We start from the raw sequence: 22,410 nt of genomic DNA on the forward strand, positions 1-22,410 counted from the left end.
CTCGTTCCCTCCTATGCGTTTAAGATGGTCAGGATCCGCATCTCTGCCACGCCATTGGCATCTGCGCTTCCCTTCCACTGTGCGTTTGTCAGTTCCACGTTCTTTCCGGTATCTGCTGCCGCTTCAAAGCCTCCGATAACTGCCTTCGGGTAAGACTCATTTTCCACGGTGCGGATATAGACCTTTCCGCCCGGTGCCGGTGTGCCATTCTGGCAGATCACGTTCACACAGCCGCGCTTCATGACCGGCACGGCTTCGTTTTTGTGATATCCGCCCTCGTTCTGGTTCATATAATCCGTTGCGGATTTTACCTCACGAAGTGCGACACCGACGAACTTCGCCGCTGTGGATGCTGCTTCCCACGGTTTTACTGCTCCCGCGGTTCCAAGTACTACCGGCGCACCGAATGCGATCTCACCTTCGCTCGGATGGGTGTCTACCACCATATCTGCCTGTCTTGCATAGCTTCCGGCATAGCCGTGCGGCATGCTCTTTCCAATTACCTGTCCTCTCATCAGTTATTCTCCTTTCTCTTGTGCGGGTTTCTTGCGTCATAAGCGGCCTGACACTGGTCCACATCCATGACCGGCGCTTTATCAGCTGCATTCTTTGCGTTCGCGCGGGATGCATTTAAGATCGCGCTGATATCGCTCTTCGAATCGTTTATGGTAACAAGTTTGATCAGCGCATCAGAAACAGCCTGTCTCTGTACCGGATCCTGGATCGCGGCCACGGTCGGACGCATTGCCTTTAAGATTCCGAGAGCTACTGCTTTGTCCATACCTTCTGAAGATTCTCCATCCATCTCTTCTGCCGGAACGACCTTTGCCTCGCCCTCTTTCTTTTCTTCTCCCTTCGGATCAGCGTCCTCGGTTCCCTCTAATGCCTTGATGGCCTCGTCCATCGGATCCTTCTTTTCTTCCTCCGGAGCTTTATCAAGGACCTCTAAGAGTCTGTCGATCTTCTTATCCAGGGCATCCAGAAACGCGGCGTCCTTGGTCGGAGCCTTTCCTGTCTCTCCCTGCTTCTCCTCTGACGTCTTTTCCCCCTCCGGGGTCGCTCCCTCCTTGCCTTTTGTCTCCTCCGCATCTAACGCGGCCGCAGCATCCATGGCCAGCTGCTGGATCTCTTCCGGACTCTTATCTTTGACGGCCTGTCCGAAGAGGTTGAAAAATAATCCCTTTTTGCTCATTGTTTTCCTTTCCAGCTTTTCTGCCTTTTTGTTTTTATCTGAATCTAAAATAGCGGCCCGCTTCCCGGCTCTTCCCCGGTCCACTACCGCTACATGATTCCCTCTGATATTTTTCTGGCTGTATGTGCCATCCTCATTCTTCGCATAATCACATTCGTATCCGCAGCTGATCTCCCGCTTTCCATTCTGGATCGCATTGATCAGGTCCCTGTCGTGGATATGAAGGTCCGCTATCATGAAGTCCTTCCATTCACCGGTTCCCCGGCGGATATTCTGTGCATGCCCCATCTCGTAGTTTTTCACGTCATCCGGTCCGATCAGTCCCGGCGGATGATCATTTGTCACCGGCTTGCCCTCAAAAGACGCCAGGGCCGCCTCGGAAAACACTTCATCCGGCGAACGGATGACAGCGATGATCCGGCCGGAATCCCCACCGGAGAGCCCCAGCTCACTTCCGAGATAGTCCTGCGTTCCGGTGCGGGCAATTGGCACATTCTTACAAATCAAAAAGCCCTCGCCAGTCTCGAGCTGGTTTGGGCTTATCGTATATCCGTAATACGCAAGCATCTATTTCCACCTTTCTGTCTTGTCGCACCTCGCGCAGCGTTTCACATAGCCACCATACAGGCCGGAATCCCGGCTCCAGTGTTTGCAGTAGTGACGGCTACACCGATGCTGTCTGACCCACTTGAAAATTCCCATTGCGATCACCTCCCTGTTTGTTGCGACGTCGCAACACCTAAAAATGGGTATAAAAATACCACCGGCCATTTCTGACTGGTGGTACTAATCTGTTATTTTGATTTCTTTAATTTCATGCTCCATCACTTCTGTTTCCCACGGAAGTTCTTTTCCATCCTTTAACGGTCTGTGCAGAGTAATACTTGCCTCTTCTGGATCATTATCGTATGCCGAAGAAAATTCCGTACACATTCCAACCAATTCTGATCCGTCATTTAAATAAATCTGCACCTTTTTCCCTTGAACCTGATACATTTCAAGCTCCTTGCCTACCAACATAGCTTACTCCTTTCTCGGCACTATATGGACACCATTTTTCGAATAATGAATCGAAAATCTTGAAGTTTCTATGGTTTCTCCCGTATTTGCATCCACGACAACGCCAATTATATGGTCCGCCGATACAAATTCTTTATTCGTCCAATGTCCCTTGCTGTCACGTTTTATTTGACCTGTTCCGGCATATTGATCAACTAATCGCTGTGCTTCTTCCGCAGATACCTTCAAATAACTACGGCCATCTTTGTAATTTTTGTGTCCGAGGATATGCTTACCCTGCTTTCCTTCTTCTATCGTCTTATTGACTTCAGGAGAACGTATCTTCTTTTTCAGTTTATCATCCTGATACAGGATATGGATCTTATCCCATTTCTCAGCATTATTATACTTCAATTCCCTGAACTTCGCAAAGTCTTTCGGTATATCATTCCCCAGAATGGACCGATACTCTTTATGCTGCTTCATATCCCGAAGGAGCTGCTGCCGATTTTTCTCTTTTTCCCGGTATGCCGCGATCTGCTTCTTCGTCCGGGGATCCCGGCTCAGAGGATTCTTTTCGATGCTTGAAAAGTCCTTGTCCTTCTGGATCCGCTCCGCGCTTTTGCCGATCGTAGTGTACTTGACCAGGCTGTGCAGGCAGTTCGGATGGATGTTCAAGTAGGTGTTCGACAGATCATTACTCCCATACGGATCGACCTTCCCAAACGCTACCGTTAACGGCGGATAATCCGGATTGGTGCCGCTCTTCGAGTACACACGCCCTTCTAACGGCGCACATACTGGACAGGTTGTCCCGACTTTCGTGATCTGCCAGAGATCATATTTCATCGGATGTCAGGAGTGCTGCCACTTCCGCCTGTCTGGCCGTCGTCCGGACCGCCATGTTACCGTAAGCCTGCATGCTCCATTTCCGTCCAGCTTTGTCCGTAAAGCCGGTGATTCCGTTCGTCTCCATCTCTTTTACAAGATCCTGACTGCTCTTGATCCACGGCTTTCCTGCTGCCTCCTGCCGGAGGATCTGTTCCAATGCCAGTTTCCGGTACGGATCATTCTCCAGCCTTGCGATCGTAAACACGTTCTCAACGCTCCTCTTCGCCGTTCCCGCCATCTCCATGAGTTCCCCTTGAAGATTGTTCGCCAACTGCTCCATAATGGCGATCTGGGTCACGGAGCGTGTTCCTGTGATCGTCCTCGCGTTGGTATACCCGGCGGCATCTTTATCCGAGTGATAAAAGATCTTTTCGATCATCACTGGCACATAGCTCCAGGAGGTGTCCACCATGTTCTGAAGGATCTTCTGGACCCGATCCAGCGCCGCTACCTCGGCATATTCTACATGCCCTGCGGCACGTTTCCGGGTGATCTCTCTGATCAGTTCCTGCTCTGTTCGGAGGAAAAGATTTCGAAGCAGCGCTGTAACATCAGCCTTCTCCGGCGGCCGGATCTTCATTGCCATCGCCTACATCAGCCTCCCCTGTGCTTCCTGGGAAGGAAAAGCCCGCCATAGGATCCTGCATGCTGCGGGACTCCGAGTAGAACTTTCCTTTCCCGGCTTCGATTGCTTCATCCGTGATCTTGCTGTAAAGTCCTGTCTCATCGGACAGACTCTTCAGTTCCTGCATAGCGGTTGCCGCATCAATCAGGTCATTCTGATATGCCGCAAGGACCGCATTGCTCTTCCGCTCTGTGATCTCCGCCACGTCTTTCGCATCCGGCGTCTGCATCGGCGGGAAGTCGATGTCCATATCGTCCGGAATCCTGCCCCATGCCGATAGCGCCATGATCGGGAGCAGCCGTTCAATGATTCCCCGGAGTTCCGTCTCCCGCAGTCCATCGATGTAATCATAATAGTTCTTCAGGTCGGATTCTCCGGTGGAGTTCATGCCAGCAGGCGAACGTCCAAACAGCTTCGTCACTGGCGTCCTTGCGGCTCCGGCCACGTCCATCATGACACGGTCATAGACATCCGGAAGTCCGGTAAAGGTGTACTGGGTATTGTGGATCGCATCCCCCTTGTTGATCATCCGGGTTCCGAAGTTGCTCTCCATCACGGACTGGGCTGCCAGTGTATTCCAGAAGCGCCGCTGGATCTCAGCATTCGCGGATCCAAGCAGCTGATCCAGTCCGTCAGTCTCCTGGTAGTTGATATTCGCCCGGAATGTAAGTGCCGCAATGTCCCCGGCCACGTTGTCCCGGCGGGTCAGCTCCTCATAGATCGCTTCAACCTCCGACTCCCCCCAGTACTGCTCGGTCACCTGCTCCATCCATGGAAGCTCCCTGCCGATGAACCGGATCACCCGGCCGTGATGAACTCTCGCCACCATGGTCCCTGTTTCATCATTCCGGACCGTGTAGAACATCGGAAGCCCGAAGTCTGGATCTTCCGGATCCGTGACAAGCTCTCCTTCCGGGTACACTCCGTTCCAACGATCCAGAATATGAAGTCCAAGAAAGCTTCCCGGCATGATCGTGTCAAGGCTCAGCGGCTGGCTCATGTCGTTGTGTCCCTTGATCAGGATCACGCCCACCGCGCCGCCGTAGAGCCGTCCCCAGTACATTCCAAGGAGCAGCTTCTTCCGGATCTGTGTCCGGCGCTCTAACTGTGTCATCTGCTTCAGGTATTCCGGTGCCACACTGGTCCTCAAGTCGTACCATTTCCTCATCATGTCGTTCGGGATCGTTGAGATAATGTTCTGGATGATCCAGTTTTCCCGGTACAGGCTTGTCAGAAGCTGATAGTTCTGTGTCATCCGGGTCATCGGGTACTCTGTTGCCTGGAGAAGATCCAGCGTTCCGAATCCGATCCTTGCCGCAGGATTAGAAAAGGCGTCCATCGTCATGACGGGCGCCCTCGAATGCATATTTTGTTTTGTAGCCGCCCTTGTCTGGCGTGATGTCCTTTTCTTTGACATTTAACTTCCTCCTATGCCCCGATCCGCCACTTTGGAAGGACCGTATAGCAATAATATCTTAACGCATCCGGGCCGTGATCCTTCTGCTTCACGGGCTTTTCCTCGCCCCGCTCTGCCGCCTTGTCGTCCCAGACGTAGGACCGCATCTCTCCGAGCAGTCCCTTGCAGTTTTCTTTGTTGATCCGGATGTTCCGCTTTGCCAAGAGCGATCCGACCACGCGGATCCCGTCCTCCACCTCGTTGTTCGCCGGTTTTACATACACGCCACGGCTGCGGAGCTCTGCAATAAAGGATGCCGCTGACGGATCCACAACGTCTCCCCATCGTCCCACACCTCCAGAAATACGCAGGGGTTTGTGGTACCGTAGTCCACGGTGATCGTCTTTGCTGCCGTGCTCTTCAGGCCTGCCGGACGATCACCGTTCGTATACAGGTTCTCCTTCGTGAGCATCGTGTAGATCAAACCTTCCGCCACGGCCCACATGCCCTTGATGTACCGCAGGTAGAAGACACCGGCGTACATCTCCCGGTACTTTGCCTTGACCTTTTCCGAAAGACTTAAGTTGTCATCCATCGTAAAGTGAAGGTACAGGAGCCTCTTTTTCTTCCGCTTATCGATCCACTCAAGCTTGAACCAGTGCATCGGTCCCGCCGGGTTGCAGTTAAACCACCAGGTCGCGCCCTCAACGGAGCAACGGCCCGTTGCCTGATTGACGAAGCTCTCCGGCATCAGGGCGACCTCATCAAAAAAGGCTCCCGCTGCCGTGATACCCTGTACCAGGTCCTGGGAACCTTCGGCCTTGCCTCCGAAGATATAAAAATAATTGGTCTTGCCGTTTCTGGTGACTTCCAGCATGTTCGGAAATTCTCCGGAGATGTGGTAGATCCAGTGATACCCGCGGCTGGTCAGCATCAGCTTGAGGTTCTGCAGCACATTTCGCTTGAAGGAGCTTATCGTCTTCCCCGCCATGATGAAGTTCTGGCCGTCATACTTTGACATCGCCCACATCACATAGGACAGGCTCATGCTGACGGTCTTTCCGGAACGGATCGCTCCGTCCGCGATAATGCCGACTGCATCCTTTACCGGGCTCTTGTCCGCCCACCAGGTGAATATCTGACGCTGTTTCCTCGAGAATGGCTGAAACTTAAATATCGGTCGTTTCTTCTTCATCATCTCCGTCTTCTCCTTCCATTGCTCCCGGATCCCAGTCATCCGTAGCGGATTCGTTCAATGCATCCAGGAATCCGTCGTCCTCCGGCTCTTCCTCCACATCGGTTCCCAGCTTCGACTTGGTCGCTGCCATGCGGAGCTGCTGCTCTTCCAGATCGATATCCGACTTGGAGGTCTGCCCCAGAACATCCTTGATCGCCACATACGCTTTCACGTTCCCCGCCAAGGCCTCTTTGATCATCGCCATGTTGACCGCTGATTCCAGGGTGGAGTCCAGCCCCATTGCCTTCAGGATAGGCGTCCATTCCGTGCTATCTATTTCTGTCGTGAGAAGGGCGTTGAGTGTCCTCCGGAAGTCCGCTTTCCTGCGTCTGGCTTCCCCGGATGCCTTGCCGCCCGCTCTCCCACGTTCTCTTGCTTCGCTCTTGGTTCGTACAGGTTTTAAGTTTTCATTGTTGGCCACTCACCTCACCTTCCAATCTGTCTGATTTTGGGTAAAAGAAAAGAGCCACGCGGTGGTGGCTCCTTTCTACTCTATCTACTTATATTGAAAACATCTTCCAGCCAGCAAAAATAAACTACCCTTCCTCTTCCTTTTCCTCTTGTTCTCCAATATTTTTTTTCACAAGTTCTATTCCTTTATAAATATTATAAACATTGAACATTTGATACAAATTAACTGCAAAATTTTTTATTTCATAAAAAAGCAAGAAACAGAACCCAAAATATATGAGCATGAGAATAAATGCAACCGAATTTGCTCTTACTAAATTATCTAATATACAAAATTCATTCGGAATTGCCGGCATAATAATCAACAATACAATGTTCATCATAATTTCTATCAAGAAAAGAATTATCAAATGCAGAAAAGACTTATTGCTTACATTCAGCAGATTCTTTTCACTTAATAACAACGCCCATATTACTGTATCTGTCATTAGCGCTTGAAAGATCGAATATGTTCCAAATACAATTGCAATCAACGCTAAAGAAGTATTATTAATTACATCTACTGCATTAGTAAACAATTCTACGGTATCACTCTTATATACTATAACATATGCTGCTATAGCTGCAAGCGTGATAGAAACCACATATTGAACCATACTTTTTTTATTCAATTTTATCTCTGACATTGATTGAATCAATAATCTGTCTAATTTTCTGTTTGATCCAATCTCTTTTAGGTTTTCAATGGCCTTCTCATACATTAACTATCACCAATTCTTTTTCTTCCTATATTCATCATATAAAATAATATTATTCGGGCTTTCCACATTCAATGATTTAAAGCTCTTTTTATATGACATTATTTCATCGAATGCTTCATCTAATTCACCCGAGACCTCAATGTCATTTACACTAGAAATTTCATTATCTTTAATGGTTCCAGTTCGTTTACTACTCCCCTTCTCGGAATCATCTTTATATTTCACTTTCATTTTTGTCTTTACTAGGCCCTCTGTTTTTTCTATAACATCTGCAACCCCATCTTTTGACTGCGGTGAGGGAAAAACCATTCTTCCGCCTTTACTTCTAATTACCTTTCTTATCGCTTCATCAATTCCACCAAAAATAGGATCATAATCCCACTCAGAATTCAACGGATAGAATCGGAACGATAATTCTGTTATTTTCTCAACATCTTCTAATACTTTTTTTACACTTTCAGAAGTTTTTATTCCTGTAGCCGTCACTTTAGCGTAGGGTAATAATTCCATATTCATTTCTTTTCGTTCTTTATTTATCCTAAGTGCATATTCTCCTAATATATATTTAAAAGACGTCTTGAAGCTCCTGATATCTGGACTTCCACTCTGATTTTTTACTATAACCATTCTATGATTTTTCAAAAAAATCATAAATATTGAATAAGGGGATGACGGAAAATGTTTATCAGTTTTTCTCAACCCTGCTTCCGTATACTCAGACATAACATCCAGTATAGTATCTTTTATAATAATCCCCTTTAAAACTAATTCTCCGTTCATTTCTACAATCTGACAATCTTCAAACAAAAATCTCGTATTTTCGGATGCCGGTCGAATTATACCACTTTGCAACGCAGGTAAAACGATGTCATCCATTCTTTTTAATAATGGTTCCTCCTCTTTTCCGAAAACTACATTCAAATCTGCTATTGTCATTTGTTTCTCTGCCATATCGCACTCTCCAATCCGACATTTTTTTACATTATACCACATGTCGTACTGAAAATGCCATAACTAGTAGCTAACTACCATATGTTTATCTGTGTTTGCATTACAGAACATTCGTTCGTTTATGGCAAGCGTAATCATCACCAAAATTTCATGCTCTTTTTCTACATGCAAAAAGGCACCCTTTTTCAAGGATGCCCTGCATACCTGGAATGTCTGGGTGGAGAATCCCGAAACCAGGTATTTCAGATGTACTGGATCGCTCCAGTATATGATATATCCGCTATCTGATATCACGGATTCAGGCATATCGCCTAAAAGGCAATCGCCAATATTGCGGAGACTGGATTTGAACCAGTGACCTTCAGGAATCGAACCCGACGAGCTTCCAGACTGCTCTACTCCGCGAACCAGGACGGAAGGACTTGCACCCTCGACACGCTGATTAAGTATCAGCTGCTCTGCTTACTGAGCTACGCCCTGATAATTGGCGACCGCTCTGCCTAACGGCCGCCCACGTATACCTTCACTTGAGGAGGATGTAGGAAGCCGCCGGGCTGTATGCCTTTGGCTTCAGGTTACACTATAACATTTTGAGTCGGGACATTTGGGACATTCGGGACAAACTTTTATTTTTCATCCATAAATCTCTGATATTCTTTCTTTACACTGTCCGCTGTTGCTCGTCTCCCCATCTTAATCGCCACTTCTCCCCATGGCAGCTCCTCAAAGATGCGATACCGGATGATCCGCTGCATCCTCTGCGGGATCGTAAGCATCCAGGCATCCACCTCACGCTTGATCCGCTCCGCGTTCTGGATTCTGGTCTTCAAGATCTCCTCTCTGCGGTCCAGTTCGTCCGGATCTTTCACAATCGGATAAGCCAGACCTTCGATGTGGTAGCTTTTCTTCGTATACGGAAACTCATGAGCAGAGCCGGTCACCCGGTCCTGCTCAATCCGCTTTCTGTTCTTTTTAAGCTTCCGGATGTCTTCCTTCGCTTCCTTCACCAGCTCACAGGCATCTATGTACTGTTTCAGAATCTCCTTGTCCATTGGAATCACCTCCTCGCCATCTCGGATCCGGGCAAAGGCTTGTCCCCATGTACGCTGGGTGCGCTGCCGACCAGCTATGTCTGCCCTTATCCTCACTCATAGCCGCATACTCTGTCTCTTGGTTTTTCTTTTTCAACGCCTTCGCAACTTTTTCATCCCACTGGGTTCTCATACTCATTTCACCTCATACTTCACACCATACAGTTCATATGTTTCATCCCGGTATTTCCGGATATCTGCATTCTCGTCCCCGCAGATCCGATTCACCTCCGCCACGACCGCCTCAGAGAACTGAAGGAGCTTTGACCGGTGATCATTCTCATCCCTAACACCTTTCCAGTGAAACTTCTCACACAGGATCCGTGCCGGTACTGACATCAGAAGCGCCAGAACTTTCTCGATCCGTTCTTGCTCATTCTCTCCGGACATCTCCTGTTCTCGCTGTTTCCATTCTTCTTGGATGTGTTCATCAATCTCCTTCGCGATCTCCTCTTTCATTTTTTCCTTGGCATCCAGAACCGCCTGACGCTTCATGGCTTCGATCTGCTCCAGCGTGAACTGGTATGTAGTCCTGCTGACTGACTCCCGTTCCATCCGCCGTCTCTCCGCTCTGGTCATCATCACCACCGCCGCCCTTTCTTATCGACCAAAGTCACTTTTCCGAGGACCCGCACATGACAGATCACACTCAGCGCCTTTATCATCTTGCGGAACATTATGATCTCCTCCGGCGGCCGATCTGCTGCCTTGATTGCTCTGGCCGCCGTTGGATCCGGATAACCCTCTGCATTTCTATCTTTCATCCTCATCATTCCTTCTCATAATTTCAGTTTTCCATATCAAGCTCTTCGCAAATTTCCTCGTAATACCTCTTTTCATCCGCAAAATGATCGTACACCATTTCCTCTACCATCATTTTGGCATCATGCTCACACATTTCCTTGCCGGTCAGCAAGTCCCCGTATGTATCGAGCACATTCGATGTTGTAAACCAATCTCCCTCTGAATCTCTAAACAACGCCACTATGACTTTGGGATCATCTCCATGATGCCCGAACACAAGCGTGTGAACCACTGCGCCGGATGGTTCTTTGTTCTCTACCCACTTTTTCATAGTATCCTCCAAATCTTAATTTACCGCCTTATAAATAAATGGCAAAAACAGAAACCACATAATATTATCTACTGTTCTCGGCTGGATTTCGCCGTACAGTAACAGCTCTAATCCCATCCAGATCAAAGCCAACACTGTCCACACATATACAGCTTTTAATGTTCTATCCATTAACCTTTCTCCATCAAATCTTAATTTGATACAGATTCATATGATTCTTTTAAATTTTCATAATCACACGACTCCATAATTTTTGCCATCACCGCAACGGCCATTGTGTTTATTTCGTGCATGGTTTTTCCCAACTTGACACCTTGCGGCATCACTGCGCTGTTACGAATTACTGCAAATAGCGCCAACTTATATTTTTCTTCTTGTGACATCTCATCCTCCAAATCTTAGTCTAATATATCATCAAGGGTTTTTAGCCCTAGCTGCATCTTATTCCAATGCGCCAAGGCAAGATACTGCGATTTAAAATCGAGACATCCGCCTCGTCCGCAATTAGGGCAGAAAACACTCCATTCTTGTCCCTTTGTTACTTTGAGTTGCGGCATCCCGTAATATACGCTATCTGCTGCTGTCGGCTCATGGTCTATGCACACGCACGTCTCTATATGGTCTACCTTCATTTGTCATCACCTCTCAAGTCCTACTCTTCTTGATAGATTGCCTGCCCGCACATCGGGCAGAAGTGATAGCATATCTTCTTAAAATCTCCATTAAGGTTTTCTGCACCACATGCCGGGCAAACATATTCATCGACATGTATCTCATTTACCTTCATAGGGATCTGTTTGGACAGTGCGTTTAGTATCAAATGCGTTTCCTTTTTATCGATTGTAACTGTACAATCAATTTCTGCTTTTCTGCATGATCTTATATAGCGTACAACTCTGTAAATTTCGTCCACAATCTCTGCCTCCAAATCTTAATTTTCTTCCATCTCTGCCCTGTATGGTTTCGGCAATGGCATCCATGCATTCACAAACATATACTGGCTAACAAGTGATTCTGTCTCATCACCAATAAAAAATGCTCCGCCCTCTTCGTCCTCGTCATATCTTCCAATGGCTGGGACTGAGAAGTCGGGAAACGAGAGCAGCACATAATCACCAGGTTCCGGAAACCTCTCTGTTACCGGGATCCACCTGTGCTTCTCCCTCTCTTCCTGCAATTCCGCAATCGCCCTGTATGTCTGGCTCTTCTCAAAATCATTGACGCTTTCCACTTCTTCCGGACTTAATCCTGTATCTTCATAATCTTTCAACTTCCAGAGCGCCCCGTAGAGCTTTTCCCAGACTTTTTCTGTAAGCACTACGCCGGGCTTCAAGTCGGACCACGGGACGTCCCGCAGGCACCAATGACCACTATCTTTCTTTTCCGTCAGTCTCACCGCTTATTCCTCCCAGCTGTTCTTTCAGACCTTTCAGTTCGCAAGCTCCCGTGCCGTAAATGCTTACGTTTGCCCAACTGCATCTATCGCAATCATAGTCCTCGCCACGTTTCATCATCTTCTGGCACTCCGCATAATCCCTCTCCATCTCCTCCGACACATGGATCCGGATTTCTACATGCGGTGCCGGAAATAACTTAATCTTCTTCATCGCCATCCTCCTTATCCCCACCTGCTATCTCCAACCATGACACACTTTCACATACGCCACTCTGTAGTCTCACATGGGCGAAATTGCTGAAGATTCCAATCACAGTTCCTTCCCGCAACACACCGGTCTTGCCATTTCCAGAGGTCTTGTGATTGCCCTTTTGTGTCTGGACCATGATGATATCACCAATCTTTATCTGCCCGCGGATACTTGCGATCTGCTGCGGCTTGATCGCTTCCTGCATATACCGGGCGCAGACCTCCGTCCGGCTAAGTTCTGTGCTACGTTTTCTTGCTGGCACGATTTCTCCACCTCTCTATCTTTTCCTCGTATGTGCCTTTGCCATGCTTCAGGCCGCCCAGGACCATCTTCCGGATACAATCCCAACGCATACAAAGTTCAGGTGTCCAAATGCCCTCATCACCTTCTTCATACAAGTCCACTTTCCATATGCTGTCACGGATCGTCCCTCTCTGCCAGTATTTATTGACCTGTTGAGACGGGATTCCTGTAAAGCGGTATACCTCACCGGCTGTTAGATCCGCGCATATGATCTCTCCAGTTTGAATATCTCTCAAGGTGTACCTGTGTTTTCCACTCTTCTCCATATCAGCTTCCCGCCTTCATCAACAGCTCATAGGCCCGGAGCATCATTCTGTGTTTTGTATAATACTGCGGCTGAGACTTGATCCAATATTCTTTCATGATATACAGTTTCTGCTGTACTTCCCTGATCATGCCGTCTAATATCTCCTGATCATACTCAATCAGTTGTTTCTCAGGTTCTTCATTCGCATTATGTATTTTCTCGATCTCGACATTGGTGCATTCCTCCTGCTGCTTTTCGGCAGCGGCTTCACCACCATTTGGCAGCGCCGTCGGCTCTTTCTGTTGCGACGTCGCAACACATTTTTTCGAGATCTGGCAGGCATACGCACACGGGTTTGCGCACTGCTGGCAGCATGGGACCGGCTCACCGGTTCCTACTTTACGTTCCGCAAGGTCCAGATTCACAAACTGGCAGCTCTCTCCGATTTCCTGCCTCAGAGTCTCCACCATTCCGGATCCGACCATTGCACACGGAAGCGGATTTCCCATTGTGGCCTCCACACAGTAACAATATTCCTGCCGGATTCCACACTCCATATGGCAGTTAAAACAGCTGTATCCCCGGCCATCACCTTTACAGCCCGGAGTAGATATGAGGCTGTCCGGCGGATAAACTGTTTTCGGCAGTCCATACGCGGATATCACTTCTTCCGGCTCCCCGATCAGGTCCTCTGCACTGACCGTAAATGCCGTGGTTGAGGTCACCGCTTCTGTCGGTGCTGAATTCTCCGCTGCTGAAGCTCCCGTTTCTGCTTCACCCAGCTCCGGAAAATCTGACAGACTTAGCTGCCCCGGGATCTCAAAGTATGGGATCTCCTTTGGCCTTCGGAGATCACGGATCTCACGCACTGTCATGTCCGGTGTCACCGCGCTCATCTGCTCTGCATCCAGGGACAACATCTCCTGCAGCTGTGCCTTGCTGTATTCCCGAAACTCTTCCGCAAGGATCGGGCTGTTGCCACCTACGGAAAACTTGTCATTCCGGGTCATGTATCGGCTGGCCGTCGATTTGCTAAAACCGAACCGATCCGCTGCATAATCCCACACATTCTCATATCCGGCTTCGCGATACAGTTCTTTATCCCGGATCACCTTGAGGTAATGCCCCACGGCGATCACGCTGCGGGCCGCATCCTTCAGACTGGCGCGAATGCTGGTCCCCGCCTCTTCAAGACTCACGTCCAGAAAATAACTTTTCCCCGAAAGATCCATTTCTTCCGGTCTTCTTGTGTTCTCTACATCCTCCATCTTCTCACTCCTGCGCTTTTTCCTTCCGTTCCCGGAAAAGCATTGAATCATAGTCATACTGACGCTGCTCAAAGTTTGCGAAACGGTTTGCGGACTTCTTCTGAGCGGTCTGCGGATCCTTGGCGGCCATTCCCTGCCTCTGGTCATTATCCTGACGTTCCCAGTTACGCACTAACGCCTTCCAGTCCTCAATCTTGTCATTGCCGATTTTCCAGCCTTTTGCAGCGTAATAATTAACAAAACGCTCTGCATCCACATGCGTATATCCCATTTCCCGGCAATATCCATTCACATTCTCCGGGGTGGGTGGCGCGAAGCGCTTTTCTTTAACACCCGCAAGGGTGTTTTCTTTTAAATCATTATCATTAACATTATCATTATCAGCTTTTTTTGTTTTCGTTTGCTTTGATTTGCTTTCATCAAAAAGCATTTGCTTTTTTTGCTTTTCGGAATTGGAAGCTTTCTTTGGTCTCCCTCCAAGCTTTCCGGCAGCAGATCTGTTTGCAATCGTTTTGCTGTATTTTTCTTCATCTTTACGGAACTGAGTGCGGATCTGAGCAAAGGCAACCCGCGCTCCAAGGTCCATCTCTGGAAGTTCCTTATCTGACTGGTAACGCATGATCGCGAGAAGCAACTGGCTTCTGTTTTCTTCGTCCAGCTCTTCGATCATGTCACCCCAGTTGGTGTACATCAAAAAGCTATTTTTGGTCACGACCAGCCTCCTGTTCTCGATAATTTTCCCGGCGTCAACGGCCAGAACGCCGGGATCCCTGTGACATGCCTCAGAATGAGGAAATAGCCGCTTTATGAATCTTTATCCGATGATCACGATCCGGCTTCTAATCTCTTCCGGCATCTCTGCAAGCGCTGCTCTGAAGTACTCTTTGATGCTGTCCACTGCCTCGTTCTTCCAGATACCTCCCTCAGCTTCCACAATCTTAAAGGCCGGCTTTCCCTGGTCGCTGAGCCGGAACACGAACTGGCTGTGCGGCTGCTTCACTTCCTGGAAGGTACGGAACGGAACCAGATCCACAGGATTCGGGACGATCACGTCTGCCTTGGAAGCGACTCCCACATTCATGGTTGCCATCTGGGTTCTGCCATCGTCAGAATATGTCGTGTTGTTCTTCTGCTCTACATTGCCTGCAAACTTCATGATTGCTTCCAGATCCGGTGTTGTCGCAAAGTTCGACTGGACCGCGATCATAAACTCTTCCTGGTCGTACCAGGCGCCAAAGCGGTACTCAGATGTCTCTGCCTCACATAAGAACAGGCATTCTCTCTTTCTCTCAGAATCAAGGAACGATACCAGGCGTACCGTCTTCGGACCATCGATCTGGATCACCATCTTCTTGCCGTCAAACTCCTCAGAACACGCGGCAATATAATCCACCATAGCAGACAGGGACGCCGCCCCGATTGCACTGGCTCTCTTCGGCGCTCCGTAACGCTCCAGGCGTTTATTCGCATATGTCTCACCGCAGATCTCGAGGACCTGCACTTTCTCTGCGTCGTTTCCGAGATTTACTACATACTGTAACGCTTCTTTTAATCCTTCTAACATTTCACCTCTCCTCTCATGCTCTTAAGTCGATCGGACCTTTCCGTTCCTCTTCCAGGATTTCACCGGTCTCTGGATCAAAAGGCTTGTCCGTTTCTGCGTTCCGCTCCACCGCGGTATATACTGCCACCTGGGAACAGTTGTTATTGTGTTCTGACATCTCAATCCTGCCGGACCGGGCATCCTGTGCAATAAGGAACAATGATTTTCCTTTGCGGAATCCCGCAAGCTTTGTCTTGATATCAAATTCTACGTTGATGCCGCCTGCATCGTTCGGCTTAAACTTCAGGTTGATCGTCATTCCCCTGGATGCCTCCGAATCCATGTTAGGATCCATGATGTTCCGCCCGATCTGGGCCAGCGCATGTCTAAACCGTTCCGCCAGCTCACCTCCGGCGATGGAATCAAATGTGATCTTTGCCATTTATGTACTCACCTCCCCTCTCTGGCTGAACTTATCAGTTCCCAAAGAACGCCGATGCCATGTCCATCTGCGCGTTTTCTGCCTGCTGCGCTGGTTTCTGTACCGGCGGCGGAGTTACCGGCTGTTCCTGGGCCGGGATTGCGGCCTGCGGTTCTGCTGCTACAGATACGTCCGGCGAGGTAAGGAACGCAGTCTCTTCCGTTCCAGCCTCTTCCTCGCTGTAAAGTCCGGAGAAGTTTTCCGGGAATGCTTCACGCAGCGCCTGCACCAGTGCAACCTTCCGAATCATTGTTGCCGGCTTCTTGGACCACTGGCTGTTTAACGTGCCATCCTTCTTTCTGGCTGCGTACTCTTCGAAAGACACCTCGCTGCGGTACGAATGGGAACGGTCCTTCCGGTATACTTCCGCATAGCCGCCCACAAGCGTTTCCTCCGGAAGTTTTAAGGTTCCCTTCCGGTAGATCAGCTCCTCACCGGATAAGACGATCACTCCCGCTTCGAAGCCGTCAAAACCAGGAGTTTTCTCTGCGCGTTTCATGAACGCTTCCTTGCCGACTACCATGGTCGCCGGTTCATTGCCGTACTTAATACAGTACGCTTCCTTTAACCACGGGTTCAGTCCGGCGTACTTGCAGAGATTGATAAACATCACGATCTCCTGGATGGACACGCGTTCCTTATCTCCACTTACAAGATAATCACGGACTGTCTGCGGGGTCAGAACGACCTTTTCCCCCGCGACCATAAATTCTGCTTTATTCTCCATGCTCTGCGGCTTTGCCGCTAAGTTGTTTCCTACTGCCATCGTTCATTTCCTCCTTATTGTCTCGGTACCGGCTCGAACCGGATCCCGGAATCATTTAAGAACTTCTTTAATTTCTCCATCTGAGATTTTGTCACATATACGCGGAAATCCAGGGCGCATACCGGTTCTTCTTCCGGAACTGTCTTCTGTTCCACCGCTATTTTCGGAGCTTCCTGCGGGGCCGGCTTCTGCTCCGGCGCTGCTTCTTCCTTCTTCCCGGCCTGGATCAGCTTCTCTGTCTCTGCTTTCTCCTTTGCCTCCCGCTCTGCCTTCTGTCTGGCGCGCTCCGCTTCATACTCCTGTCTTTTGCGTTCTGCCGCCTCCAACCTGTTCTTTACCGCCAGGGCCGCGCCGATGTCATAAGTCTTTAAGAACTCTGCTTTCATGTCGACCACATATGGGCTGTCCGTATCGTTGAGGAGCGCAATGCCCTCAGACACCCTCTGGATCATTGCTGAGATCTCTTCCTTGATCGACTTCATTGATGTCGATACATTCAGATATGACGGCTTGATCACACGCTCAAACGGAAGATACTTCTCCAGGTCAAAGATGTTCGCATCATAGAACTCGCGGATCTTCGCTTCCTTCATCTTGCGCTGGCGGCTTTCGTAATCTTTTACCTGACCATCGATGTTGCTGATCGCCTTATCGATCAGAACCGTCAGAGACTTGATCTCTGAGCTGAATATCTCATAAGGTTCCAGCATCTGTTTCCGGACCGATGACCGTTTCTCCTCCAGGGCATCCTTAAGCTTATTAAGCTTTGCCCGGTCATCCTTGGCATTCTTGATTGAATCATCATTGTAGACAGATGCCGCATATTCCGCAGTCCGGGTCTCGATCTCTGCCTTCAGATCCTCATAGTTCCAGTCAATTTTTTTGATGAACCCATCTTCCACCGGGTTGTAAATCTTTAATTCCACTCTATATCCTCCTTATATTGCTGGAAGGATCAGATCCGGACGCCGGCCTGTGACCACGCAGTCCCAGAACCTCTGCTCTGCATCAAGTAACTCCCGGATATCCGCCTCTACTTCCTTCCGTTCGATAAAATAATGCCGGACTTCGATATGCAGCTCTCCGCCCCACTCGCTCTTGAGTTGTGCTTTCAGAACTGCGAAATCATATTCCGTCACTGCCAGATAGTGAAGCACCTGGCAGTAATAGTTGTCCGGGATCCTGCCCTCCCAGTTTCTCCTCTGGGAGCTTTGTAAAATGTTCGTTGTCTTGATCTCCAGGATTCCATGCCGCCCCTGCCTGTCCATCAGTTCCCCGTCAAGAGATGCATGCATCCACGGGAAGTTCGGATTCAGGAACATATTGTTCTCGTCATAAAGAACCTGGTATTCCGGGAAGTCCAGGGCAAATAGTCCACGGAGATACTTCTCCGCCTCAGTGCCGTACCGGACATATTCCTTATCAGAAATATCTGCCGGAAGCACCAGACCCATCTTCTCTTCCCAGAGCTGCACGTTATCCTTGTGTGGGCTCCTCCCAACACATGCTGCGGCATCCGATCCGCCGATGTGGTTCTTTCTTGCGTCAAGCCAGGCGGCCCGGTCTGGAAGAATGCACTTTTCGGCAGACATCAGGCCTCCTTTTCCCCCTTCAGCTCTTTCATTATTTCATCTGTAATCGCACACGCACTCTCCTTAATTGCCTGGTTGACCGCATTATCTATACGCTTGGCAAGCTCTGCCATTGCCGCAGCATAGCCAAGCTTGGTTTTGTACACCGCTCCAAAGGTACTGACAATCCATTTCGCGACATTATTCGGGAGATCCTGCACGCATGTATTTCCTGTTCCGATTGCGCACGCTTTATAAGTTGTGCTGTCCTCAGTTTTCTCTTCTTTAGTAAGCATAAGTCCCATAAAGAACTCGCCTGTAATTTCATCCTTGTTTTTGTCGTCCTCAATCATTACTTTTACCATCTTGATTTTCTCCTCTTTCTCCTCTAAAATAGAGGTGTAAACTTTTTACATGTGATCCCCTCGGAGTTGCCGCTCCGCTATGGGGATCTTTTTAAATTAAAATCCCGAATCTTACAACCATACAGCCGAGGACATACACCATTCCCAGACTTGCCAGGCCGCCGATCACGCTGCCAGCCTTTTCCATCACATCAAACAGTGTTGACTGCCTCTCGATCCGGATATGGATCTCCTTGAGGACCGCGCCTTCCTTGTGCATTTCGGACATATGTACTCCCCGTGGATCACTGCAAACCGGGATATATTCCAGATCCGGTTGCATCGCTGACAGAGTGCCTGTCGTCCTTTTATTGATCTCATGCATCTATTTCACCTCCTTTTACAGCAGGATAAATTCCTTGATTTCTTTTGATGTAAGCTCCCGGCCCAGGAGCACGGACGCTGCCTGGAGCGGGGTGAATTTCAGTACAGTTGCGATTTTCTGCATCTCATCCAGGGAATAAGTCTCTGGCCGGTGGTACTTATTCTGGATCGTTTTCTTCGTTACCCCGACCTTAACAGCCAGAGCGGCATCATCGATTGCCAGCCGCTCCTTATTCCCCGCAATACATGCGCGAACGATCCGGTTCCGCTCTTCCTGCATACTTGGTTTTAATTTTGGCATACTCTCCCCCCTTTCTCGTTCGTATTCTTGCTTCCACATCTCCATTGCGTTATACTCCTTTTACAGGCTCCTGCCAGAGTCAAGTATAGAAAGAAGGTACAATGGTATGAAATCTAAGATAATAAGGATCCCTGTTTCTCGATCTGAACGTGAACATAACATCCATGGCACCGGATATGTTCCTTGTAATGTCAGCGATCGTTGGTTACAATTTTCTGACACCTACGATAAGGAACTCAACTTGGTATTTGCAGATGTTATGACACTGGATCATAACGAAAAACCGAAAAAGATATGTACCTTATGCCTCGACATCAACGAGTTAAAAGCCGAACTGGCAAAAATCAAACCTGAGTAACATATTCTTTCAGGATCTCCTGGTAGTACCCCTGCACGGTGGCAATATGCTTTTCCTTCAGGTTAAGCATATTCCCGCGCAGGTTTATATTTTTTAGAGAAACTGTCTTCAACCTCTGGATGATTTCTGTCTGTTCCTCTTCCGGAACTTTCCGCTCGGTTAAGTCTCTTCTTATTTTTCCTAACATCTGGAACCAGATGGTTGTCATCGGTCTCACCTCCCCCTGCTCCAACAGCATTCTAATTCTCCATCAACGGCAGAATGTCGTTCTGTTTTAACAAGTCATACAAAAACAAACGTCCCTTTTGTGTCCAGTAGGCATGTTCCTTTGCATGCTGAACTCCATTGAAATCTGCGTAATTATGTGTTTTAAATTTCAAATATCCATTTCCCTGATACTTTGCATACAACACCCAGGTGTCACCCTGTTTAAACTGAACCTTCAATTCATGGAGAATTGCATTGAATCTCTTTGCTGACATTCCATAATCTTTTGCAATTACAGTCGTAGCAATTAGGTCTTTACACTGAAGAATCAGATCATAATAAGAAGCTTTCGGCTGTAATTCCTCGATTACCTTCTGCTGCTCCTCAATCTGACCGCCAAGGAATTGACAATGTTCCTTCAGGTTGTTAATCGTCTGATCCGCCATGCGCAACGCTCTAGCAAACACCTGCTCCGGGGTATTCCAGGCTTTTTCCAAGTTAATAAAATACTGGCGCAATTCTTTTCCTTTTTCAGTTCTCTGCAGCATACAGATCTGTTTTGCCATATCAATAGACAAATCGTAATCCTCGACTTCCCTTTGAACTTCCCGGCTTCCTTCGATTTGAACCCGTACTTTTTTGTGCGGGGTTGAAAAATCATCCCCTGGAACAAATCCGTAACCGGAATATCTTTCGAACCATTTGCTAAAACGTTCTGTTCCTTTGGCTCCATCTTCCTGTGATAATAAATCATATAAGTCTCTTGCCGACACAGTCGGCTCTCCAGTTCCATATGTAACTTTGATTAAATCAGTCATGTTACTCACCCCTTCCACGTTTTATATGAGATTTACTCTCTTTTTTCATTTTCTATTGCAAACAACGACAACTGCTCATACTCTGGAATTTTTACAAAATCTGTTGGAAGACGGATTCCGTGCTGCTCACAGATAAGAGAGGCCATCTCAGCTGATTTGTATGGAGCGCTACCCTGTTTATCCATTCTGCTTGCCAACGCCTGGATCAGCTTTGCTACTTCACCAGGATGCTCCGTAAGTAAACGCTGTGGTGTCCCTTCCATTTCATGGAAACGGTTAATATATCGAGCCGTAAATTCCGTTCCTTTCTGACCAGTCATCTTGTGAGCGATAAATTCGCACCCCTTTTTTGTGACCAGGAAGCACGGAAGCGTTTTATTCTGATCCGTAATATATGTAGATTCCTTGAAAAAATCGGTAAACGCAATTTTGCTTTCACCTAACTGCTGTACATACTTACGAATGTCACGCAATAAATCCGTATGTCTCTTTCCACACCACCCTGCGGCTTCCATTGATGTGATGGTGATTCTGGTTAATTCATTCACGTTATTCACCTTTTTTGGTTTCTTTTAGGAAACTTTTTCCGCAAAAAAAATATTCATTATATCTGAATCCTGCAAGTCCAACACATTAACGATTGCCATTATCTCTTTTCTATCAAACTCGCTATCACCATACATTTTTCGATAAAAGGCTGTTCTACTTATATGTATTCCCTGCATCTTCAGCTTGTAAATCACATCTTTAATACTCATGCCTTCCGATGTGATTTTTGATTTTAAAAGTAATCCATTCAAAACATCACCTCCAAAAGTTTCTTTTAGGATACTATTTTTATACCACCTTTCCTTCTTATCGTCAAGCCTTTTTGTTTATTAAAAGAAACTTTTTTTGTTTTTTAGCTTTAAATGTTGCAAAAAGGAAACTCTCGTATTATAATATACTTAATCAATGAAAGCGAGGTCGCCATATGGATAACAGACTATACGAACGGCGCAAAGAACTCGGTCTTACTTTAGAAGATGTAGGGAAAATTGTTGGTGTAACCAAAAGCACTGTAAAAAAATGGGAAAGTGGCTACATTGAAAATATGAGACGTGACAAAATTGCACTTCTTGCTAAAGCCTTAAATGTTTCTCCTCTTTATATCATGGGAATTGATGCTGGCCCTGACCAAGTAAATGATGAAGACTATATTAATTTTCAACTAGAATCGAATACAGTTGAGCCTGAACCGGATTATTATCTTAATAACGAAACGCGAAAAGTTGCACAAGAAGTATATGAAAACCCAGAACTACGCGCTTTCTTCCACGAACCTGGAAAAAAATTATTGGTTAATTATGTACAACTTTCTGATGTAAATAAGAAAAAAGTAATTAGCTACTCTGAAAATCTCTTAAAAATTCAGCAAATGGAAGAAGAGCAACTGCATTTAATACCTGATGCCGCCCATGATCGTACAGACGTAGAAACGACCGATGATATGAAACAAAATGATGATGCCATTATGGAGAATAATTCCTTCTGGAAAAAATAGG

The 22,410-nt window shown here is 47.6% G+C and carries 38 protein-coding genes and 2 tRNA genes; 2 read left to right on the plus strand and 38 right to left on the minus strand.

Features of this window, described 5'->3' with window-relative positions; all coding sequences use genetic code 11:
• Positions 1 to 11: 11 nt before the first annotated feature.
• The 34 genes from ABCW45_RS13550 to ABCW45_RS13715 form a co-directional block, all read right to left on the minus strand.
• Entirely contained in the window at positions 12 to 515 is a 504-nt protein-coding gene (locus tag ABCW45_RS13550; protein WP_117515385.1) for a structural cement protein Gp24, read from the minus strand.
• On the minus strand, positions 515 to 1,759 hold the full coding sequence (locus ABCW45_RS13555; RefSeq protein ID WP_343221026.1) for a DUF2213 domain-containing protein: 1,245 nt from the start codon (positions 1,757 to 1,759) through the stop codon (positions 515 to 517). Before ABCW45_RS13555 ends, ABCW45_RS13550 begins: the two co-directional genes overlap by 1 nt.
• 219 nt (positions 1,760 to 1,978) lie before the next feature.
• Positions 1,979 to 2,212 (minus strand): hypothetical protein, encoded by a 234-nt coding sequence (locus tag ABCW45_RS13560; protein WP_117484093.1) that lies wholly within the window; start codon positions 2,210 to 2,212, stop codon positions 1,979 to 1,981.
• Between the two features lie 3 nt (positions 2,213 to 2,215).
• Positions 2,216 to 3,040: a polymorphic toxin type 50 domain-containing protein gene (locus ABCW45_RS13565; protein ID WP_343221027.1), complete on the minus strand. Its 825-nt coding sequence runs from the start codon at positions 3,038 to 3,040 to the stop codon at positions 2,216 to 2,218.
• Positions 3,030 to 3,668, minus strand: coding sequence for a phage minor capsid protein (locus ABCW45_RS13570; RefSeq protein ID WP_343221028.1), 639 nt, complete (start codon positions 3,666 to 3,668; stop codon positions 3,030 to 3,032). The genes ABCW45_RS13565 and ABCW45_RS13570 overlap by 11 nt, the downstream gene beginning before the upstream one ends.
• On the minus strand, positions 3,634 to 5,124 hold the full coding sequence (locus ABCW45_RS13575) for a phage portal protein (RefSeq protein ID WP_117484091.1): 1,491 nt from the start codon (positions 5,122 to 5,124) through the stop codon (positions 3,634 to 3,636). Before ABCW45_RS13575 ends, ABCW45_RS13570 begins: the two co-directional genes overlap by 35 nt.
• 11 nt (positions 5,125 to 5,135) lie before the next feature.
• Positions 5,136 to 5,456 (minus strand): hypothetical protein, encoded by a 321-nt coding sequence (locus ABCW45_RS13580; protein WP_343221029.1) that lies wholly within the window; start codon positions 5,454 to 5,456, stop codon positions 5,136 to 5,138.
• Positions 5,378 to 6,301 (minus strand): PBSX family phage terminase large subunit, encoded by a 924-nt coding sequence (locus tag ABCW45_RS13585; RefSeq protein WP_343221030.1) that lies wholly within the window; start codon positions 6,299 to 6,301, stop codon positions 5,378 to 5,380. The genes ABCW45_RS13580 and ABCW45_RS13585 overlap by 79 nt, the downstream gene beginning before the upstream one ends.
• The gene (locus tag ABCW45_RS13590) at positions 6,273 to 6,761 is read right to left on the minus strand and encodes a hypothetical protein (protein ID WP_343221031.1); all 489 of its coding nucleotides are present in this window, start codon (positions 6,759 to 6,761) and stop codon (positions 6,273 to 6,275) included. The genes ABCW45_RS13585 and ABCW45_RS13590 overlap by 29 nt, the downstream gene beginning before the upstream one ends.
• 115 nt (positions 6,762 to 6,876) lie before the next feature.
• Positions 6,877 to 7,512 (minus strand): hypothetical protein, encoded by a 636-nt coding sequence (locus ABCW45_RS13595; protein WP_117484090.1) that lies wholly within the window; start codon positions 7,510 to 7,512, stop codon positions 6,877 to 6,879.
• 6 nt (positions 7,513 to 7,518) lie between these two features.
• Entirely contained in the window at positions 7,519 to 8,463 is a 945-nt protein-coding gene (locus tag ABCW45_RS13600) for a hypothetical protein (protein ID WP_117484089.1), read from the minus strand.
• 331 nt (positions 8,464 to 8,794) lie between these two features.
• A tRNA-Ser gene (locus ABCW45_RS13605) sits at positions 8,795 to 8,868 on the minus strand.
• Positions 8,869 to 8,870: 2 nt separating this feature from the next.
• A tRNA-Lys gene (locus tag ABCW45_RS13610) sits at positions 8,871 to 8,943 on the minus strand.
• A 146-nt stretch (positions 8,944 to 9,089) separates the two neighbouring features.
• The gene (locus ABCW45_RS13615; RefSeq protein ID WP_117484088.1) at positions 9,090 to 9,515 is read right to left on the minus strand and encodes an RNA polymerase subunit sigma-70; all 426 of its coding nucleotides are present in this window, start codon (positions 9,513 to 9,515) and stop codon (positions 9,090 to 9,092) included.
• A gap of 174 nt (positions 9,516 to 9,689) precedes the next feature.
• Complete coding sequence (locus tag ABCW45_RS13620; protein ID WP_343221032.1) at positions 9,690 to 10,136, minus strand: hypothetical protein; 447 nt, start codon at positions 10,134 to 10,136, stop codon at positions 9,690 to 9,692.
• A complete protein-coding gene (locus ABCW45_RS13625) occupies positions 10,136 to 10,318 on the minus strand; it encodes a hypothetical protein (RefSeq protein ID WP_117484086.1) in 183 nt (60 codons plus the stop codon). The genes ABCW45_RS13620 and ABCW45_RS13625 overlap by 1 nt, the downstream gene beginning before the upstream one ends.
• 23 nt (positions 10,319 to 10,341) lie before the next feature.
• Positions 10,342 to 10,629, minus strand: a complete 288-nt coding sequence (locus tag ABCW45_RS13630) for a hypothetical protein (RefSeq protein WP_343221033.1) — start codon at positions 10,627 to 10,629, stop codon at positions 10,342 to 10,344.
• Positions 10,630 to 10,644: 15 nt separating this feature from the next.
• Positions 10,645 to 10,800: a hypothetical protein gene (locus tag ABCW45_RS13635; RefSeq protein WP_343221034.1), complete on the minus strand. Its 156-nt coding sequence runs from the start codon at positions 10,798 to 10,800 to the stop codon at positions 10,645 to 10,647.
• A 20-nt stretch (positions 10,801 to 10,820) separates the two neighbouring features.
• Complete coding sequence (locus ABCW45_RS13640; protein ID WP_117484084.1) at positions 10,821 to 11,012, minus strand: hypothetical protein; 192 nt, start codon at positions 11,010 to 11,012, stop codon at positions 10,821 to 10,823.
• A 269-nt stretch (positions 11,013 to 11,281) separates the two neighbouring features.
• Positions 11,282 to 11,542, minus strand: coding sequence for a hypothetical protein (locus ABCW45_RS13645; protein ID WP_117484082.1), 261 nt, complete (start codon positions 11,540 to 11,542; stop codon positions 11,282 to 11,284).
• A gap of 18 nt (positions 11,543 to 11,560) precedes the next feature.
• Positions 11,561 to 12,025, minus strand: coding sequence for a DUF551 domain-containing protein (locus tag ABCW45_RS13650; protein WP_117484081.1), 465 nt, complete (start codon positions 12,023 to 12,025; stop codon positions 11,561 to 11,563).
• On the minus strand, positions 12,000 to 12,236 hold the full coding sequence (locus tag ABCW45_RS13655) for a hypothetical protein (protein WP_117484080.1): 237 nt from the start codon (positions 12,234 to 12,236) through the stop codon (positions 12,000 to 12,002). Before ABCW45_RS13655 ends, ABCW45_RS13650 begins: the two co-directional genes overlap by 26 nt.
• Positions 12,223 to 12,537: a hypothetical protein gene (locus ABCW45_RS13660; RefSeq protein WP_147327061.1), complete on the minus strand. Its 315-nt coding sequence runs from the start codon at positions 12,535 to 12,537 to the stop codon at positions 12,223 to 12,225. Before ABCW45_RS13660 ends, ABCW45_RS13655 begins: the two co-directional genes overlap by 14 nt.
• On the minus strand, positions 12,518 to 12,844 hold the full coding sequence (locus ABCW45_RS13665; RefSeq protein ID WP_117484078.1) for a hypothetical protein: 327 nt from the start codon (positions 12,842 to 12,844) through the stop codon (positions 12,518 to 12,520). The genes ABCW45_RS13660 and ABCW45_RS13665 overlap by 20 nt, the downstream gene beginning before the upstream one ends.
• A gap of 1 nt (position 12,845) precedes the next feature.
• Entirely contained in the window at positions 12,846 to 14,093 is a 1,248-nt protein-coding gene (locus ABCW45_RS13670; protein ID WP_343221035.1) for a hypothetical protein, read from the minus strand.
• Positions 14,094 to 14,097: 4 nt separating this feature from the next.
• A complete protein-coding gene (locus ABCW45_RS13675; protein WP_343221036.1) occupies positions 14,098 to 14,805 on the minus strand; it encodes a DUF6291 domain-containing protein in 708 nt (235 codons plus the stop codon).
• A 102-nt stretch (positions 14,806 to 14,907) separates the two neighbouring features.
• Entirely contained in the window at positions 14,908 to 15,657 is a 750-nt protein-coding gene (locus ABCW45_RS13680) for a hypothetical protein (protein WP_117484075.1), read from the minus strand.
• A 13-nt stretch (positions 15,658 to 15,670) separates the two neighbouring features.
• Positions 15,671 to 16,078, minus strand: coding sequence for a hypothetical protein (locus ABCW45_RS13685; RefSeq protein WP_117484074.1), 408 nt, complete (start codon positions 16,076 to 16,078; stop codon positions 15,671 to 15,673).
• A gap of 34 nt (positions 16,079 to 16,112) precedes the next feature.
• Positions 16,113 to 16,883, minus strand: coding sequence for a phage recombination protein Bet (gene bet, locus ABCW45_RS13690; protein WP_117484073.1), 771 nt, complete (start codon positions 16,881 to 16,883; stop codon positions 16,113 to 16,115).
• A 14-nt stretch (positions 16,884 to 16,897) separates the two neighbouring features.
• Positions 16,898 to 17,809, minus strand: a complete 912-nt coding sequence (locus ABCW45_RS13695) for a DUF1351 domain-containing protein (RefSeq protein WP_343221037.1) — start codon at positions 17,807 to 17,809, stop codon at positions 16,898 to 16,900.
• A gap of 12 nt (positions 17,810 to 17,821) precedes the next feature.
• Positions 17,822 to 18,475, minus strand: a complete 654-nt coding sequence (locus tag ABCW45_RS13700; RefSeq protein WP_117484071.1) for a YqaJ viral recombinase family protein — start codon at positions 18,473 to 18,475, stop codon at positions 17,822 to 17,824.
• Positions 18,475 to 18,819, minus strand: coding sequence for a hypothetical protein (locus tag ABCW45_RS13705; protein WP_117484070.1), 345 nt, complete (start codon positions 18,817 to 18,819; stop codon positions 18,475 to 18,477). Before ABCW45_RS13705 ends, ABCW45_RS13700 begins: the two co-directional genes overlap by 1 nt.
• A 91-nt stretch (positions 18,820 to 18,910) precedes the next feature.
• Positions 18,911 to 19,183: a hypothetical protein gene (locus ABCW45_RS13710; RefSeq protein ID WP_117484069.1), complete on the minus strand. Its 273-nt coding sequence runs from the start codon at positions 19,181 to 19,183 to the stop codon at positions 18,911 to 18,913.
• 15 nt (positions 19,184 to 19,198) lie between these two features.
• On the minus strand, positions 19,199 to 19,483 hold the full coding sequence (locus ABCW45_RS13715; RefSeq protein ID WP_117484068.1) for a hypothetical protein: 285 nt from the start codon (positions 19,481 to 19,483) through the stop codon (positions 19,199 to 19,201).
• 106 nt (positions 19,484 to 19,589) lie between these two features.
• Between ABCW45_RS13715 and ABCW45_RS13720 the strand changes: the two genes are divergently transcribed.
• Positions 19,590 to 19,841 (plus strand): hypothetical protein, encoded by a 252-nt coding sequence (locus ABCW45_RS13720; RefSeq protein WP_117484067.1) that lies wholly within the window; start codon positions 19,590 to 19,592, stop codon positions 19,839 to 19,841.
• Here the strand turns inward: ABCW45_RS13720 and ABCW45_RS13725 are convergent.
• The 4 genes from ABCW45_RS13725 to ABCW45_RS13740 are packed head-to-tail and all read right to left on the minus strand — an operon-like array spanning position 19,828 to position 21,666.
• Entirely contained in the window at positions 19,828 to 20,049 is a 222-nt protein-coding gene (locus ABCW45_RS13725) for a hypothetical protein (RefSeq protein ID WP_147327057.1), read from the minus strand. The genes ABCW45_RS13720 and ABCW45_RS13725 overlap by 14 nt on opposite strands.
• A gap of 31 nt (positions 20,050 to 20,080) precedes the next feature.
• Positions 20,081 to 20,866 (minus strand): phage antirepressor KilAC domain-containing protein, encoded by a 786-nt coding sequence (locus ABCW45_RS13730; RefSeq protein WP_117484065.1) that lies wholly within the window; start codon positions 20,864 to 20,866, stop codon positions 20,081 to 20,083.
• Positions 20,867 to 20,898: 32 nt separating this feature from the next.
• Positions 20,899 to 21,414, minus strand: a complete 516-nt coding sequence (locus ABCW45_RS13735) for a Rha family transcriptional regulator (protein ID WP_117484148.1) — start codon at positions 21,412 to 21,414, stop codon at positions 20,899 to 20,901.
• Between the two features lie 24 nt (positions 21,415 to 21,438).
• Positions 21,439 to 21,666, minus strand: coding sequence for a BetR domain protein (locus ABCW45_RS13740; RefSeq protein ID WP_117484064.1), 228 nt, complete (start codon positions 21,664 to 21,666; stop codon positions 21,439 to 21,441).
• A gap of 173 nt (positions 21,667 to 21,839) precedes the next feature.
• Between ABCW45_RS13740 and ABCW45_RS13745 the strand changes: the two genes are divergently transcribed.
• Entirely contained in the window at positions 21,840 to 22,409 is a 570-nt protein-coding gene (locus ABCW45_RS13745) for a helix-turn-helix domain-containing protein (protein ID WP_015554764.1), read from the plus strand.
• The last annotated feature ends 1 nt before the right edge of the window (position 22,410 follow it).

It is taken from the genome of Pilosibacter fragilis, from assembly GCF_032490495.1.
Classification (GTDB): domain Bacteria; phylum Bacillota; class Clostridia; order Lachnospirales; family Lachnospiraceae; genus Pilosibacter; species Pilosibacter fragilis.